This is a genomic window from Arthrobacter bambusae (assembly GCF_022606295.1).
Lineage (GTDB): Bacteria > Actinomycetota > Actinomycetes > Actinomycetales > Micrococcaceae > Arthrobacter > Arthrobacter bambusae_A.
This window is the reverse complement of sequence record NZ_JAHHZS010000018.1, coordinates 20,494-36,550: the sequence shown is the minus strand read 5'-3', so window position 1 is coordinate 36,550 and position 16,057 is coordinate 20,494. Positions and strand designations below refer to the sequence as shown.

14 protein-coding genes are annotated in these 16,057 nt (G+C 62.4%); 9 read left to right on the top strand and 5 right to left on the bottom strand.

What is annotated here, in order from left to right; translation table 11 throughout:
* Positions 1 to 49: 49 nt before the first annotated feature.
* The 3 genes from KNN17_RS13565 to KNN17_RS13555 are packed head-to-tail and all read right to left on the bottom strand — an operon-like array spanning position 50 to position 3,672.
* Complete coding sequence (locus KNN17_RS13565; RefSeq protein ID WP_241709563.1) at positions 50 to 1,210, bottom strand: acyl-CoA dehydrogenase family protein; 1,161 nt, start codon at positions 1,208 to 1,210, stop codon at positions 50 to 52.
* 10 nt (positions 1,211 to 1,220) lie between these two features.
* A complete protein-coding gene (locus KNN17_RS13560) occupies positions 1,221 to 3,173 on the bottom strand; it encodes an AMP-binding protein (RefSeq protein WP_241709562.1) in 1,953 nt (650 codons plus the stop codon).
* Positions 3,174 to 3,210: 37 nt separating this feature from the next.
* On the bottom strand, positions 3,211 to 3,672 hold the full coding sequence (locus KNN17_RS13555; protein WP_241709561.1) for a MaoC family dehydratase: 462 nt from the start codon (positions 3,670 to 3,672) through the stop codon (positions 3,211 to 3,213).
* A 233-nt stretch (positions 3,673 to 3,905) separates the two neighbouring features.
* Here KNN17_RS13555 and KNN17_RS13550 point away from each other — a divergent pair, with 233 nt between their 5' ends.
* The 7 genes from KNN17_RS13550 (at position 3,906) to KNN17_RS13520 (ending at position 10,766) form a co-directional block, all read left to right on the top strand.
* The gene (locus KNN17_RS13550) at positions 3,906 to 4,604 is read left to right on the top strand and encodes a GntR family transcriptional regulator (RefSeq protein ID WP_241709560.1); all 699 of its coding nucleotides are present in this window, start codon (positions 3,906 to 3,908) and stop codon (positions 4,602 to 4,604) included.
* A 179-nt stretch (positions 4,605 to 4,783) separates the two neighbouring features.
* Positions 4,784 to 5,560 (top strand): electron transfer flavoprotein subunit beta/FixA family protein, encoded by a 777-nt coding sequence (locus KNN17_RS13545; protein ID WP_241709559.1) that lies wholly within the window; start codon positions 4,784 to 4,786, stop codon positions 5,558 to 5,560.
* Positions 5,561 to 5,579: 19 nt separating this feature from the next.
* Entirely contained in the window at positions 5,580 to 6,551 is a 972-nt protein-coding gene (locus tag KNN17_RS13540; RefSeq protein ID WP_241709558.1) for an electron transfer flavoprotein subunit alpha/FixB family protein, read from the top strand.
* 767 nt (positions 6,552 to 7,318) lie between these two features.
* Positions 7,319 to 8,218 (top strand): cytochrome b/b6 domain-containing protein, encoded by a 900-nt coding sequence (locus KNN17_RS13535; RefSeq protein WP_241709557.1) that lies wholly within the window; start codon positions 7,319 to 7,321, stop codon positions 8,216 to 8,218.
* Positions 8,219 to 8,286: 68 nt separating this feature from the next.
* A complete protein-coding gene (locus tag KNN17_RS13530; protein ID WP_241709556.1) occupies positions 8,287 to 9,105 on the top strand; it encodes an HpcH/HpaI aldolase/citrate lyase family protein in 819 nt (272 codons plus the stop codon).
* Positions 9,106 to 9,558: 453 nt separating this feature from the next.
* Positions 9,559 to 9,852, top strand: coding sequence for a transposase (locus tag KNN17_RS13525; protein WP_241709555.1), 294 nt, complete (start codon positions 9,559 to 9,561; stop codon positions 9,850 to 9,852).
* A 17-nt stretch (positions 9,853 to 9,869) separates the two neighbouring features.
* Entirely contained in the window at positions 9,870 to 10,766 is an 897-nt protein-coding gene (locus KNN17_RS13520; RefSeq protein WP_241709623.1) for an IS3 family transposase, read from the top strand.
* Between the two features lie 691 nt (positions 10,767 to 11,457).
* Here KNN17_RS13520 and KNN17_RS22560 read toward each other — a convergent pair.
* Positions 11,458 to 12,855 carry an MmgE/PrpD family protein gene (locus tag KNN17_RS22560; RefSeq protein ID WP_241709554.1) on the bottom strand — a complete coding sequence of 466 codons (1,398 nt, stop codon included), beginning with the start codon at positions 12,853 to 12,855 and terminating at the stop codon, positions 11,458 to 11,460.
* Between the two features lie 559 nt (positions 12,856 to 13,414).
* Between KNN17_RS22560 and KNN17_RS13510 the strand changes: the two genes are divergently transcribed.
* Both KNN17_RS13510 and KNN17_RS13505 read left to right on the top strand, forming a co-directional pair.
* A complete protein-coding gene (locus tag KNN17_RS13510) occupies positions 13,415 to 14,734 on the top strand; it encodes an MFS transporter (protein ID WP_241709553.1) in 1,320 nt (439 codons plus the stop codon).
* Positions 14,735 to 14,877: 143 nt separating this feature from the next.
* Entirely contained in the window at positions 14,878 to 15,165 is a 288-nt protein-coding gene (locus KNN17_RS13505; RefSeq protein WP_241709552.1) for a hypothetical protein, read from the top strand.
* Here the strand turns inward: KNN17_RS13505 and KNN17_RS13500 are convergent.
* Positions 15,155 to 16,012 carry a prephenate dehydratase gene (locus KNN17_RS13500; protein WP_241709551.1) on the bottom strand — a complete coding sequence of 286 codons (858 nt, stop codon included), beginning with the start codon at positions 16,010 to 16,012 and terminating at the stop codon, positions 15,155 to 15,157. The genes KNN17_RS13505 and KNN17_RS13500 overlap by 11 nt on opposite strands.
* Positions 16,013 to 16,057: the final 45 nt, after the last annotated feature.

Sequence of the window (16,057 nt, the reverse complement as noted above, 5' to 3'; positions counted from 1 at the left end):
ATCCGCACGAATCCCGGGCGCAGTCTCGGTCCCGGTCACGTGCCCCCGATCAGTAGCTGCGAGGCATGCCGAGGACCTTCTGGGATATGTAGTTGCACACCATCTCCTGGGAGAAGGGGGCATTGCGCAGCAGACGCACTTCACGCCAGAGCCGCTCAATGTGATACTCCTTCGCGTAGGCGTAACCGCCGAGCGTTGAGAATGAGCGGTCGGCGGCCTCAAAGCCTGCCTCGGCCCCCAAGTACTTCGCTGCCGCCGCCTCGGGACCGCAATCCTTGCCCTCATCAAACAACTTTGCCGCGTGCATCGCCGCTAGCTCCGCGGCCTGGAGGCGGATCCACGAATCTGCCAGCGGATGCGCGACCGCTTGGTTCTTGCCAATCGGGCGATCGAACACCACGCGGTTCTTCGCGTACTCGGTCGCGATCTCGAGCGACGCACGCCCGATACCGACGCCCTCCATCGCCACGATGATGCGCTCGGGGTTAAGACCATCGAGAATATAATAGAAGCCCTTGCCGACCTCACCAATAACGTCCTCGTCGGCCACGAAGAGGTTATCGAAGAACAGCTCGTTGCTGTCGACGGCCGCGCGGCCCAGTTTCTCGATCTCGCGGATCGTCACGTGAGCGGGATCCATCTCGGCGAAGAAGAGCGTCATGCCGCCAAGCGGTTTTTCCGGGTCACGCGGCGAGGTGCGGGCCAGCAGCACGGCGCGGTGAGCGTGCTTGGAGTTCGTGATGAAGACCTTCTGGCCATTGATTGCCCAGCCGCCGTCGACCTTCTCCGCTTTCGTCGTGATGCGCGAGGTGTCTACACCTGCGGTGGGCTCCGTGAGCGCGAACGCAGTGCGCATCTCGCCGCTCGCCAGCGCCGGTAGATACTTCTTCTTCATTTCCTGGGAGCCGTATCTCACGATCGGGACGGGCGGGAAGAGGAAGAAATGAATCGCGGAGCCGCCACTCATGCCTGCACCGGAGGCAGTGATCTCGTTCATCATCACGGCAGCCTCCTGCATACCAAGACCGATTCCGCCGTACTCCTCGGGAATCATAGCGCCCAACCATCCACCCGCTGCGAAGGCATTGATGAAATCCCAGGGGTATTCGTGCTTGCGGTCTTTGTCGAGCCAGTAATCGTTGTCAAAGCGACGCGCGAGCTCACGAGTCGCCGATCGGACGAGGTCGATGTTGTTCTCTGTGTCTTGCATTTCTATGCTCCTAGTCTTGTTCAATCGTCAACACGGGAATGTGTTCTAACGGCGTCGCCGGGTCCAGCGACGACATGTCGCCGACCGGGGCACCTAGAAAGCGGGCACGGATGGCGCGCCGCATGATTTTCCCGTTCTTGGTCTTGGGCAAGGTCAGCACTGTGTAGAGTTCCGGGGCGAAAGACCGGCCAGCGTTCTCGAGAGCCGTGCGACGCAGATCCTCGAGATTCGAGTCACTATCCCGCAGCACAGCGAAAGCAACCGCCCGTTGACCACGCATCTCATCGCCGACGCCGATCACCGCGACCTCAGCGATCCTGCTGTCCTTGAGCAGGGACGCCTCGATCTCCGCTGGCCCGACCCGACGCCCCGAAAGCTTCAGCGTGTCGTCGGAGCGGCCATGGATGCGCAGCATTCCTTCCCCATCAACACTGGCGAGATCACCGTGCACCCACACGCCGTCCCAGCGATTCCAGTAGGTTTCGAGGTAGCGGTCCCGGTCGTGCCAGAACGCGTGTGTCATACCAGGGAAGGTGTTGCGTACAACCAGCTCGCCGATCTCTCCGGCAACTGGCTCCCCGCTGTCATTGAAGACGGCAGAATCGATTCCCGGGAGGGGGCCGGTGAATGCCGCGGGCGGGCCCGCGAGGAACGGATACCCGATGAGGATGCCGCCGCCGACCTCAGTGCCACCGCTGTAATTCACGATCGGCCTTGTCCTGCCACCGACCTCATCGAATAGCCACCACCAGGTCGGCTCGTCCCAAGCTTCTCCGGTCGAGACGAAGGTCAACAATGTCGATGCCGCCGGGATCGAACCGGCGCCAGCGGCCCTCAGCGCACGTGCAGCAGTGGGTGCGATTCCCTGCACGGTGACCCCGTTGCGTTCGATGATCTCCCACATGCGGTTTGGAGTCGGGTGGGTGGGGAGCCCTTCGATCATCACGATCGTGGCCCCCAATTGCAGCGGGCCGGTCATCAGCATTGGTCCCACCAGCCAGCCGAGGTCGGTGATCCACGAGACCACGTCGTCGCTATGTACATCAAAGCCATAGGCGAAATCGAGGGCGGTCTTCACTGCAAATCCACCGTGGGAGTGGACAATCCCCTTCGGCCGGCCAGTCGTACCTGAGGTGTAGACGATGGCGAGCGGATCGTTTGATCCCGTCTCGGCGACGCCTACCGGCTCGGGCTCCGCTCCGAGCTCGTCGTAGTAGACATCGCGCCCCTCCTGCATCGGCACGTCAGTGCCCAGATGCCGCATCACCACGACAGACCGCACGGTGGGCGCTGCAGCAGCCGCCGCATCGGCGATGCGCTTGAGCTCGACCGTCTTGCCTCGCCTGGTCGTACCGTCAGCCGTCACAAGAAGTACCGCTTCGGAGTCCTGCAGGCGGGTCGAAAGGGCTTCGGACGCGTACCCGGAAAAGGTGGGTACCGCGATTGCGCCCAGCATCGCAATGGCGAGGAAGGCGACAGCGGCCTCGGGGACAACCGGCATGAACAGGACAACCCGGTCTCCGCGGCGCACTCCGAGCCTAACGAGGTGCGCGGCGAACCAGCGGACCTCATCCGCGAGCTGATCAAAGGTCAGCGTCCGCCGCTGCCCGTTGTCGCCCTCGTAAATCACCGCGGTCTTTTTCGCGAGCTCACCTTCACCATGACGCAATGCGGCGAGCTGCGCCACGTTCACGACGCCGCTCTTGAACCACTGGGGGAACTCCTTGCCCGCGGAATCGTCGAGGACCTGGCTGAACGGAACGGAGAAATCGACGTTCAGGTCCTCTACTACTGCGCGCCAAAACCACTCAGGGTCTGCGACGGCGCGTCGATTCAGCTCGGTGACTCCGGCGGCGTCTTGTTCAAAGCCCCAGTGCTTCATCGCACTCAAAAGCCTTGAACGCTCGCGAACGGACGCAGTTGGCACCCAGGGGTAGGGGTGGATTTGTCCTGTTTCTGGCATGTGATGTCCTCCTTGACTTCAGGGCCTTCGTGCGCCGTCAGGCGCTGGGGGCCGACTTCTTGAGCATGAGCCCGACGCGGAGCGTGTCGCAGACCACTTCGCCGCGCTGATTGATCCCCTGGTGACGGAACGTGACAATGCCGGAGTCGGCGCGGCTCCTGGAATCGCGGACCTCAACGATCTCGGTCCGCACACGGATGGTGTCACCGTGAAAGACGGGTTTCGGGAATTTCGTCTCGTTGAAGCCAAGGTTGCCCAAGGTGGTTCCATAGGTGGTTTCATGCATGGAAATGCCGCACACCAGACCGTGGATGAAGAGGCTGTTGACGAGCCGTTGCCCGTGGATAGAGCCGCTGCTGTACTCCGCATCCAGGTGCAGTGGCGCCATATTGAGAGTCATCGTGCTGAAAAGCACGTTGTCCATTTCAGTGACTGTCCGCCGCACCTCGTGCTCAATGATCATTCCGGGACTAAATTCCTCGAAGTACAAACCTGGCATCGTTGCCCTTCCTTCTCAGCGTCGGCACATGCTGCGTTCTCGTGGGCCGGGGCAGTCTCCTGCTGTCCGACTGGAATCAATTGCTAAGTATTGTATATCATATATTCAAGGCAGCGTATAGGGTGTTGTCGGGCCGGAGGCCGTGCTCGAATCCCCAGCATTCGCCCGCTCGGAGGAGAAGGCATGGATAATATGAAAAGACATATCGCTGAAGTAAAGGAGACCTGAGAGCCGTGGTAAAAATCGAGATGCCTCGGCGCAGTGCTTCACGGAATCAGCTGCCCGATGAAGTTGCGAACTATGTACGCAACCAGATTCTCTCGGGGGAACTTAGGCCCGGGCGGTTCGTGCGGATGGAGCCCATAGCCGAGGCTGTTGGGGTGAGCATAACGCCGGTACGCGAAGGGCTGGTGGTGCTCAGCAGCGAGGGCTTTGTGACCTGGGAACCCAGGCGGGGCTTCATGGTTGCCGAGGTTACGCGGGAGGACGTGAGGGATCTCTTCTGGGCGCAGTCGCAACTCGCCGGCGAGCTGGCTGCGCGCGCCGCCGTCCGCATCACTGACTCGGAACTGGAGCGACTCCATGGGATCCAGGATCGGTGTGTATCGGCGCTGGAGGCCAGTGATGTGGTGGCCATCGGTCAGCTCGGCCCGGAGTTTCATCGGGTCATCAATCGTTCGGCTCGTTCGGCTCGGCTGGCTCGCTTGCTGCAGTCAATCGTGAATCATCTGCCCAGTGAATTTTATGCATCCCTCGAGACGCACGCTGACACGTCGGCCACGGCTCACGGACCGATCTACGAAGCAATCGTGCGAAGGGATGCGGAGATAGCTGAGCGTCTGATGCGTAGGCACCTGCTGGCCGGCGGAGACATCGTCGTGCGGATGCTGGAGGAACGCGGCCTCTGGAAGAACTCTGAAGGCGCGGCGTAGCTCTCCGCGGCCGCCCCCTCCCACCTAGACGCGTCACCCCAGAGGTGCTCTGGGCGTTCGAGCCAGTAATATTGCTTTCGTCATTCATAGATAATATATTTAATACAATATTCGTTTCGGTGCATGAGGATGCGGGTAAAGCAAACATTGGAGCGCACCGGTCCCGGGAGGAGCCATCCATGAAGATCGTCGTTTTGGTGAAGGAGGTCCCCGATACATATGGGGATCGAAAGCTCAACATGGAGACCGGCCTGGCCGATCGCAGCGCATCGGAAGCGGTGCTCGATGAAATCGGGGAGCGCGCCCTCGAGGTCGCGCTCACGTATGCCGATGCCAATGAGGGCACCGAGGTGAGCGTGGTCTCGGTCGCGCCCGAGCACGCGACGGCGAGCCTGCGCAAGGCCCTGGCCATGGGCGCAGAGTCCGCAATCCACGTCGTCGACCAGGCGCTGTTTGGTGCCGACTTGGGGCTCACTGCGGAAACCCTTGCGGCTACTATCCGCCGCACCGGCTTCGATCTCGTGATCACCGGCAACATCTCCACCGATGGGTCAGGCGGGGTGATCCCGGCGATGCTGGCCGAGCACCTGGAGGTCCCACACCTCACTGGACTGAGCGCCGTCTCGCTTCAGGCGCATGCGGTATCCGGTCCGCGCCCCATCGACGGTGGAACTCAACAGGTTTCGGCGCCTCTCCCCGCGGTCATCTCCATCACTGAGGCGCTCCCGGAAGTCCGGTTCCCGAACTTCAAGGGGATCATGGCCGCAAAGAAGAAGCCTCTCGAAGTGTTGTCTCTCGCCGACCTAGGCGTTGTCGCCGATGACCCGGCCACTGCGCGGGCGATCATGCTGACGGTTTCCGAGAAGCCTCCGCGCGCAGCGGGAGTGAAAATCCAGGACGAAGGCGACGCAGGCGTGAAGCTGGCGGACTTCCTGATAGAAAACCGACTGGTCTAGGTACCGAAGGAGTATGGAAATGACTGAATTTCCCCGCGACGCGATCCTTGTCGTTCTGGAAACACAGGCTTCTGGCGGACTTGAGAAGGCCGCAGCGGGGCTGCTCGGTGCAGCAGCCGCGGTGGGCACCGCCGTTGCACTCGTGGTCGCCAATCAGGATCTTGCAGCCGAGGCCGCTGAGCTCGGCGCCGCGCGTGTGCTCATTGCCGGCCCGTCCGACACAGGGGCTCTCGGCACGATCATGGTCGATGCGTTGTCCGCTGCCGCCGCCCTCGTACAACCCGACGCGATCCTCTTCTCGAACTCCGCCGACGGTCGTGATCTAGCCGGCCGCTACGCGGTGCGGGCACGTGCCGCGCTCTTGGTTGATGCAGTTGGAGTGGCACGCGACAGCGACGGTATCGTTGCGCAGCACTCGGTGTACGGCGGAGCGTACAACGTCACCTCCGCCCCCACGTTCGGCGCTCCGGTCATCACAGTCCGCCAAGGCTCAATCGACGCCCGGGCGACCGCCCAGCTGCTCGTCTCCGAGCACATTGCCGTTGCTGGTTCCGAACGGCCGGCCGCGAGGATCGAGTCATTCGTGTCGGCCTCACAGACTTCCTCGCGCCCTGAACTGCGCGGTGCGAAGAAGGTGGTCTCCGGTGGACGCGGACTGGGGTCGCAGGAGCAGTTCGCACTCGTCGAGCAGGTCGCGGATGCATTAGGTGCCGCGGTGGGTGCCTCCCGCGCCGCCGTCGATGCGGGGTACATCGCACAGTCGCATCAGGTAGGCCAGACCGGTGTCTCGGTTTCGCCGCAGCTATACGTAGCGTTGGGCATCTCGGGAGCGATACAGCATCGTGCCGGCATGCAGACTTCCAAGACCATCGTCGCCATCAACAAGGACCCGGACGCACCCATCTTCGAGGTCGCGGATTTCGGCATCGTGGGCGACGTCTTCAAGGTCGTGCCGCAGCTCATCGATGCCCTCGAGTCGCGGAGGAAGTAGCAATGGCGAGCTTTTCTCGGACCCTTCGGAGCGGTCTTCCGCGCGTGCCCGGCGGCGACGCCTGGCCCGTCGGTGGAGCGGTCACCACTCCGCCATCCTCCGTCGCCGCACCCGCACCCGGAGCTGGATCGCACCACAGGTCGGCACCCGCACAGGCCGCCGGGTTGCTCGCCGGGCCTGCCACGGCCCCTCAGGCGTCCACCGAAACGGCGCCCCAAGCTGCAGCGCCCAAGCTCGCGGTCGAGCAGCCGGAGGCGACCGCTTCCACGAATTCCCGCCGCGGACTGCCGCGAATCCCTGCAGGTGAACCTTGGCCACCCGCCGGAAACCTCGCCGTAGCCGTGCACGCTGGGAACGTTCAGGCGCCCGCCGAATCGGAATCAGACTCTATTGCAAGTCAGGCGCATGAATCGCAGCCGGTGGCCAAGAACGAAGCATGCACGGACACGCCGATTGGGGCGCCGACGGCCACAGACACGATCGGCGAGATCGAGACTCCACTACGCCGAGGGCTTCCCCGAACTTCGGGCGGGGACCCATGGCCGCCAGCCGGACTCGCCCCGCTTCTCCCGGCCGCGACCTCGGCCACCCCAGCGGATAGCGTGCCCATAGCACCGCCCGAAACCGTGCCCCAAGCACCGCAGCCCCCCCAGGTCGCACCGGCTACGCAACTCCCGGCACCCACCCAAACCGCGCCGACCCCCAAACCCGCCGTGACGGCTTCGCCAATAGAACTCAAGCGAGCGAAGCCGAAACGCGAGCCAATAATGATCGGCCCGAAGCGGCTCGCCCAGTGGGTGCGGCTAGTCATCCTCGGTGCGGCCGGAACGATCGCCACCGCCGCGATCCTCGTGCTCTCCGCACGCGGCGTGACGACGCTACCAGACGTCCCGGAGTTCCTGGCCCGGTACCCGGGCGAGTACAACCTCCCCGAGTTCGTGGAACCCGGCTTCGCTGGCTGGGTGAACTGGACGCACTTCCTGAATGTCTTCCTCATGGTGCTCATCATCCGAAGCGGTCTGCAAGTGCGACAGCAGCAGAAGCCACCCGCCTTTTGGACGCCGAAGCGGGGCGGGAAGAAGATCAGCATCAACCTCTGGCTGCATACCTCGCTTGACCTGCTATGGCTAGCCAACGGCATCGTCTTCATCGTGCTGCTGTTCGCTTCGGGGCACTGGGCGCGAATCGTGCCGACGAGCTGGGAGGTGTTCCCAAACGCCGCCTCGGCGCTGCTGCAGTACATGACGCTGGAGTGGCCGGTCGAGAACGGTTGGGACAACTACAACAGCCTCCAGCAGCTCATGTACTTCTTGGTCGTGTTCGTGGCCGCGCCGCTGGCGGCGATCACCGGTGTGCGCATGAGCGAATGGTGGCCGAAGGAGGCCAAGACCCTCAACAAGTTATATCCGGCGCCGCTCGCCCGTGCGATCCATTTCCCGACGATGCTGTTTTTTGTGGTCTTCATCCTGATCCACGTGTTCCTCGTATTCGCCACCGGAGCACTGCGCAACCTGAACCACATGTTCGGGGGCACCGACTTGGTGAATTGGATCGGATTCTGGTGGTTCACAGCCGCGGTCGCGGTCATCGCGGGGGCCTGGTTCGCTGCCCGCCCGCTCGTGCTCGCGCCCATTGCGAACCTGTTCGGCAAGGTCACCAACCGCTAACCGGCTGGGCTGTGGATGGCCAGAAGGCCGTCCCCAGCCCAGCCTCACTCACTCGTCAGGAGACACTCGTGGCAGCATCCGCCATTTCCTACCTATTCGTGCCTGCCTCCCGTCCCGACCGGTACCAGAAGGCGCTCATGGCCGGGGCTGACAGCGTAATCATTGACCTGGAAGACGCAGTCGCGCTCGAGGACAAAGATTCCTCACTCGCGCAGCTCGTTGAAGCGTTGGAATCGGGCCTCGCTGAACCTGTCCATGTGCGCATCAACGCGGCAGATACCGAGTGGTTCGAGCGCGACCTCCACATGCTGGCTGGGTTGTCCGCCCCCGGTCGTGCCGGGCTTGCGGGGGTGTTCGTTCCAAAGGTCGAGAATATAGCGTCGCTTGAACGCGTGCGCAGAGCCCTAGGAGATCGGGGAGAGGTCATCGCCCTCATCGAGAGCGCTGCCGGCCTCTCCCGGTTGCGAGAGCTCGCGGGTGCCCCCCGGCTCACCCGTCTGGGCATTGGCGCTGCCGATCTCTCCTTCGACCTCGACGTGGAGATCGCTTCATCCACGATTGACTACGTCTACGCGCAACTCGTCGTCGAGTCACGGCTCGCCGGACTGTTGGGCCCAGTCGCGTCGCCGCCGTTTAGCATCTCCGAAGCCGAGTCGACTTGCGCCGATGCGAGGCGCCTACGGGCCCTAGGCGCTACCGCACAACTCGCGATCCATCCTGCCCAACTCGACCCGATCCACACCGGATTCCGGCCAAATGATGAGCAGGTCCGTTGGGCGCGGCGGGTCGTCACGTCCGTTGGGGGAGCGGCGCAGATTGACGGGCAGATGGTGGACAAGCCGGTACGTGAGCGGGCCGAGCGGATCCTTGCGCAGGTAGACCGGTAGTTTGACTCTCGTCGCTCGTGCCCTTGCAGAACCCGAGTTTCCCTGCAATGACTAATTTGCCGTTCGAGTCATCCAAAGGCGTCGGCCGGGCCCCGTCCCCTGCGGACAACTGGTCCTTGGTCTGCAAATCTTTCATGCAGGTGCGGCAAGGCGGACCGTTGAACTTTTACTTGGCGTCATTTGCAGGGTCGACGCGGCGAGAACCGGAAGTCTCACCAACTGGAGTACGGGCGAGAAGCGGTGCATCGACAACATGTCTTCGAGCCCGAGAATGCTGTTGATGAGAGCGTCCTCTGTCTGTCGGCTCAGCGGAATGTCGAGTAGGGGACACGCCTACGGAACTTGTCGATGAAGTCCTGCTCATCGACAAGCATCTTGGGTTGGCACTTGGCGTCGATGGAGGAGTGCGGCCGTATGGTTTTGTGAGACAGCTTGTTAGGAGCCCTTCTTCGCATGACCGACCGTAAGAGGTATAGCCAGAAGTACAAGGATGACGCCGTGGAGCTGGTGATTTCCTCGGGCCGTCCGATTGCCCAGGTGGCACCGGATATTGGCGTGAACGAGGGCACTCTGGGGACCTGGGTGCGCAAGTACCGTGAGGATCATCCGGATCGGTTTGTCACCGAGGAGAAGGCGGCCGTGCCGTGGGAAGAGCACCAGAAGGCTCTGGCGGAGAACGCGAAGCTGAAGCAGGAAATTGAGTTCCTGGGAAAAGTCAGCGCCTTCTTTGCAGCGAAGCAACGGTAGAGGATTTCTACGAGTTCATCGAAGCTCAGAAGGCGAACCACCCGGTCGCCTGGCTATGCCGGACCCTGAAGGTCTCCCGGGCCTCGTTCTACCGTTGGCGTAAACCTGCGGGCCCGTCCCCGCGAGCCGTGCGCCACCAGACGCTGGTGGAAGCTGTGGCCGGAAAGTTTAACGACGCCAAGGGTAGAGCCGGCAGGGACCAGCTGACGCGGATGCTCAACGAGGACGGGATCAGTGTTTCCCAACCCACCGTCGGGGCCATCATGCGCGAACAGGGCCTGCGCGCCGCGCGGACCCGGGCGTGGAAGAAGACCACCGAGCAGGATCCGCAGGCGAAGACGGCTCATATCGAGAACCACATGCTCGACGAGAACGGCAAGCGGGACTTTTCCTCCGAGGTGCCGGGCACACGGCTGTGCGGGGACATCACGTACCTGAAGACAGGCGAGGGCTGGCTGTATCTGGCCACCGTGATCGATCTGTGCACCGGCATGGTGATCGGCTGGAACATGGACCGCCACATGCGCACCGAGCTGTGCACCGGGGCGCTGGCCATGGCCCGGGATCACGGCTACCTGCACGCGGACGGGGCGGTCTTCCACTCCGATCGCGGCGCTCAGTACACCTCCGCGGAATTTCAGGGCTGGTGCGCCGGTAACAACGTCACCCAATCCATGGGCAAAGTCGGGGTGTGCTGGGACAATGCCGTCGCCGAAAATTTCTTCTCGCATCTGAAGACCGAGTTCTACCACCACCACAGCTTCACGAACAGGCTCGCTGCCCGCACCTCGGTCATGGACTACATCGAGTCCTGGTACAACCGCAAACGCCCCAACGCCAGAGCCGGCCACCGGCCACCAGCAGCAGCCCTCACCGCCCACCAGACCCGCGACCAGGAACCCCTGGCCGCGTAACCGAAATACAACGATGAAACTGTCTCAGAAACTTGACGTGCGCAGAGAAGGAGCAGGCGGGTGTGCTTTGGTCGTTATCCGTGTCATCTCCCAGTGATCGCCGAAGTCCCGGGTCGATGCTTCTGGATCGCCCTCCCATTTGGACTGTTGTGAGCAATTCCGTTAGTGCCTGTCAGGACGGATTGCCGTGGGTCGCTGATCCCCCTGTTCTTGTCATGGGCAGACCGTGATCGCCTCTTGGCAGACCGCGCAGGATGCGTCGGAACCATGGGCGCACGCGGCATGGGCCCGATCGCGAAGGCGGCTTCGGCTGACGGGACGCGATCGCCATTAAGGGAATGGCAGATTGCTCGGGCCGCCCCTTCTCCGAGGCCAAGGCCTTCGGTCATGACGGGGGGGAGCTGGGAAGTCCGCTTGGCGCGGACTATGTCATCGTCCGGCAGCTCATCGAAGGTGGTCTCGAATGCCATTCGGCACAGGGCGCTCACTGGATCTTCGAAAGGCTGTACGTCGAGTCTCATGGGAATTCCTGCTCTTGAGGACAGGCATAATTGTTGCAGTTACCGTCCAAATCACGACGGGGCCTGTTCCGGATCGGCCGCCTGGCGAATATGCGTTAATCAGAACGTTCCGCCGGATACCTGGTTCGGGCCTGTGATACACCGGCCCGCGTGAAGTCGCCTCAGAGCTGCTACGAGCCAAGCGGTCCACCTAGAAGTGAGAACACTTCATCGATGTCCGTTTCGGCGTCGAGCGCCTTCAAGCGATCGAGCGCTTCCTGCGCCTGACCCTCGGGGATCATTGCTCGGTGAGCTGCGGACAAGAACAGCTGTTCCATTATGTGGGTGGACAAGGGCTTTGAGGGATGCCCCTCCGCCCAGCGGACGGGCTCACCCACAATTGTTGTTCCGTCGTGTGTGGTGAGGCTCACGACCGTCGCCTCGACATCGCGCAACTCCACGTCAACACAGGTGGCCAGCTGACGCAGCGCGGGGTCGCCGATTGCGTCAACGGAATAGTGGTCGACCATCAGATCGCCGTCGCGCGCCGCACACGCGACGGCCCAGGGAATGGAGAACTGTGCTTCCACGGGGGAACCCGGCGACTGTTTGGCCGGCAAAGGCTCCGCCATGATACTCAGACTACGGGGGCCAACCACTTTGATTGCCGCAATGTCCCCGGGTCGCCTCATCTGGTTGCGCAGCGCAATGACACCGCCTACGGCAGGGTGGGCGACGATTCCGCAGGGGTATCGTTTGAATGCTAGATCGACGATCGGGTGGTACGAGCCCAAGCGTTCGATAATTGTGGACAGCTCAGGTTGGCTCGCCGGGAAGTGGACTTCGTAGAGACCTGCCCTTCCAGAGATGAAATTATGCGGGCCTTCTATGCCTACCGCGGCGAGCTTCGCCGCGACCACCCCGTTGCGGACAGCAAATCCACATTGCACCGCGACCCCCCGGCCCTCGACTTGGCCCTGGAAGTTTCCAGCAGCCTGCCCGTGAGCCAGTCCCCACGCATCAAGCATCTGCAGCTCGTTAAGGCCCAGGATCTTGCCTGCAGCCGTCGCAGCACCATAGGTGCCCATTGCAAAGGTAGCGTTTGCCGCCGTACGACCAGGCATAAAGCCAAGCCCGACAGCACGAACAAGTCTCGCTTCAACATCGACTCCGAGGCTTACGGCAGTTAGCAGGTCGGTACCGGATACGGGACCGTTGAGCCTCGCCTGGGAGAGGGCTACCGCTGCCGGGACAACTGCGCATCCGATCGCGAACCCGATGGCCTCATCGACCATGTACTTGTCTTCACGCTCCATGGCCTTGCCAGCCCGACCGTTAACGAGGCCTGCGAATTCTGCAAGCACGCGCGACCGGCCGCCGAGTATCGTTGCCTCCGGGGAAGCGCTTGTCCGCAGGGCATAGGCCCGGAGTTGTTCCTGCTGTGCATCCAAGGATCCCTCAAGTGCCGTGGCCGTCCACCACAGCGTCGCTCGTATAGCCTGACGCCTCGCGCCAAGCGGGAGCTGCTCCCACGTCAGCGTGGCGGCATGACGGGCGAGCTGTTGTTCTATTGCTATTGCCTGCTGCACGCTGGTCCTCCTCGGGGATGTTGGAAGGCCAACTGGGGCTTGTCGGACAGCCGTATGCACCGTATTTCCTTTATATAATATTCTATACACAGAAGTTCATTGCCCGCCCCATCCGCGCCCGCGACGAATCTGGCCGCAAGGACCGCTAACCGTGAAGGCCGTCCGGTCCAGATTCGAGCCTCCGATGAAGATCACCAGAGTAAGGAACTTGCGGCCCCCACGGCCCCGTAAGGCCTCTTGCCAGGTCGAAGTTGCGCTTGTCGGCCCCCTAGTTTCCACAACATAGGCATCCATGAGCAGGGGCACTGGCGCCCGACGCCGTTAGGGCATCCCTCTTACGCGCGAATCCATCCCCACGCGTGCCTTTCCCTACCTAATGGGACTCCCGCGACGTGATCCTTGTCATACTGTGATATATCTAGCATTATATCGACGTACAAAATATTTTATACGTAATGCGTTCTTGAATCACAGAGTGCACAGTATTGCCATCCTCAGTGAGCCACGCCGACGTGGCCCGGGTCTCACTGTCATTAAAACCAGAGCTCGGAGGTAGACCTTGAACGCAGAAACACAAGTCTCGCAAGCAGTCAAGAGGAGGGCCCCTCAGCGGCGGGGCCGTCTGTTTGTTGCCACTATCGGCGCGCAGTCCATCGAGAACTACGACTTCCTGATATACGGGACTGCTGCCTCGATTGCCCTCAACAGTCAGTTCTTCCCCTCGGTGGACCCAGTGGTGGGCGTCCTGGCGACGTTCGCCACATTTGCCGTCGGCTTTGCAGGCAGGCCGATCGGGGCTGCGATCTTCGGACACATCGGCGACAGGTTCGGCCGCAAGCCCGGGCTGTTGCTGGCGATCTTGCTGATGGGCGTATCGACTATGCTGATCGGCCTGCTACCCAACTACCAGACCATCGGTGTGGCCGCCCCGGTCATGCTTGTGATCCTCCGGGTCCTTCAGGGAGTATCGTTGGGAGGACAGAGCACGGGCGCCACCCTCCTCTCGCTCGAGAACGCACCACCTACGCGGCGGGGTCTTTTCGGGGCGCTGCCGCAGCTGGGGGTGTTCGTGGGTATGGCAAGCGGCACCCTGGTCTTCCTGCTGATCGGGAACCTGACCACCCACGAGCAGTTCATCGCGTGGGGATGGCGGATCCCCTTCCTGCTCAGCGTCCTTATGTTCCCGGTCGCCTACATTGTGCACCGCTTCATCGACGATGCCCCGGAGTTCCAAAAGGCGGAGAGCAACGTCGCCATGCAGCCGCGTCGCCCTTCGTCTGTCGTGCAGGTGCTCCGCAATCCGAAGCAAGTCCTGCTGGTCGTGTTCGCCTTCCTACCCCCGACAATTATGTTCTACGTCATCGTGGCAGGCCTGCTTCAGTACGGTGTGCAAAACCAGCATATCGATCAGAATGTGATGCTCATCGCGGTGATGCTTTCAATGGTCGCGTTCTCGGTGAGCACGGTCTTCTTCGGCTGGTTGTCCGACAGGATCGGGCGGCGCGGCATCTACGCCGCTGGCGTCGCCCTGAGCGGACTGTGGGCATTCGCGCTGTTTCCGCTGATGGATACCCGTAACTTCGGGCTGATCCTCCTGGCGGCCGGCGTCGGTCAGATCTCAGTCGGCGCGATGTTTGGTCCTGGAAACGCAATGTGGGCCGAGATGTTCCCGCCGAGCATGCGGTATTCGGGCTCCTCCATCGGCACCCAGTTGGCGAACGTTCTCGGCGGTGGATTGGCTCCCTTTATTATGGTTGCCCTAATTGCTGGGACGCATACCACGGTATCGGTAGCAATATACATGGCTGTGGCCGCTGTCGTGAGCCTGGTCGCCGTGGCAATGATCAGGCTTCCGAGGACCACCACCGCGACTGACTGATACAGCCTGGTCGGTGGGCCCTTCGCGGAGTGAGGCGCAACGGGCCCACCTATACCAGTCTCTGGGGCAGCTCAACCCTCTAGCACCTCTTCCGATCCGAGCTTTCGTTGGGCAATACGCCAAACAAGATCGAATAGACTTAGGTGCTTTCCGAGCTTCCGCAGCGGTACACGCACCGATATACGGGGCTGTTCGCCCGGCGCTTCCTCTTCGTGGCCGCAGACGCGACTAGGAAACTGGCCGACGGCTGGGATTACCCGATCTGCGTGCTGAACCGGGTCGAAGTGTTCGAGGATCTCTATGAACTGGACCTCGCCGAAAATCACGTCCCGGTCTGGCCCAATGAACGATCCACGGCCGGTCGCGAACCGGAACCGGCACGGCGACGGCTGTGTCCGGTGGCCTTTCAGCCGGTGGCGCTTAGCTGCTGAGTGCCCGTGCGGTCCGATGGTCGGCAGCGGGGTAGACGCCCAGGATGCGCACCTCGGTGGTGAAGAAATCCAGCTCCTCGAGGGCCAGTCGGAGCGGCAGGTCCTCGGGGTGGCCCTCCACGTCCACCATGAACATGGTGGCGGCGAACTCGTCACCCACCATGTAGCTCTCCAGCCGTGTCATGTTCACACCGTTCGTGGCGAACCCGCCCAGCGCCTTGTAGAGCGCCGAGGGGACGTTCCGGACGCGGAACACAAAGCTGGTCACTGCCGGCCCGGCCAACTCATCCCGGGTGGGCAGGTTCTTTTCCTGGGCCAGGACCACGAAGCGGGTGGTGTTGGAGGGGTCGTCCTCAACGCGCGATGCCAGCACCTCCAGACCATAGATCTGGGCCGCCAGCGGGGGAGCGAGGGACAGTTTGGCGGGGTCGTTCCATTCCCGGACCTCCCGGGCGGATCCGGCGGTGTCGCCGGCAATGACGGGCCGGAGCCCGGCGTCGCGGATCAGTCGGCGGCACTGTCCGAGGGCGTGGATGTGGCTGTGGACCTCGGTGGCACCTTCGATGGTGCTGCCCGGGATGCCCAAGAGGTCGAAGTGTATGGGCAAGAAGAACTCGCCCACGATCTGCAGGTGCGACTGGGGAAGCAGAATATGGATGTCCGCCACGCGGCCGGCAATCGAATTCTCGATCGGGATCATAGCCAGGTCGGCCTCCCCGTTGGAAACCAGCTCGAAAGCGTCCTCGAAGCTGGCGCAGGGAACGCTTTCGAACTCGGGGAACATCTGTTGACACGCGATATTGGAGTTGGCGCCGGGTTCACCCTGGTACGCAATCTTCTGGGCCATGGTCCGTATGGTTTCACCTCAGGGGCCAGCTCACCCAACTGGAGA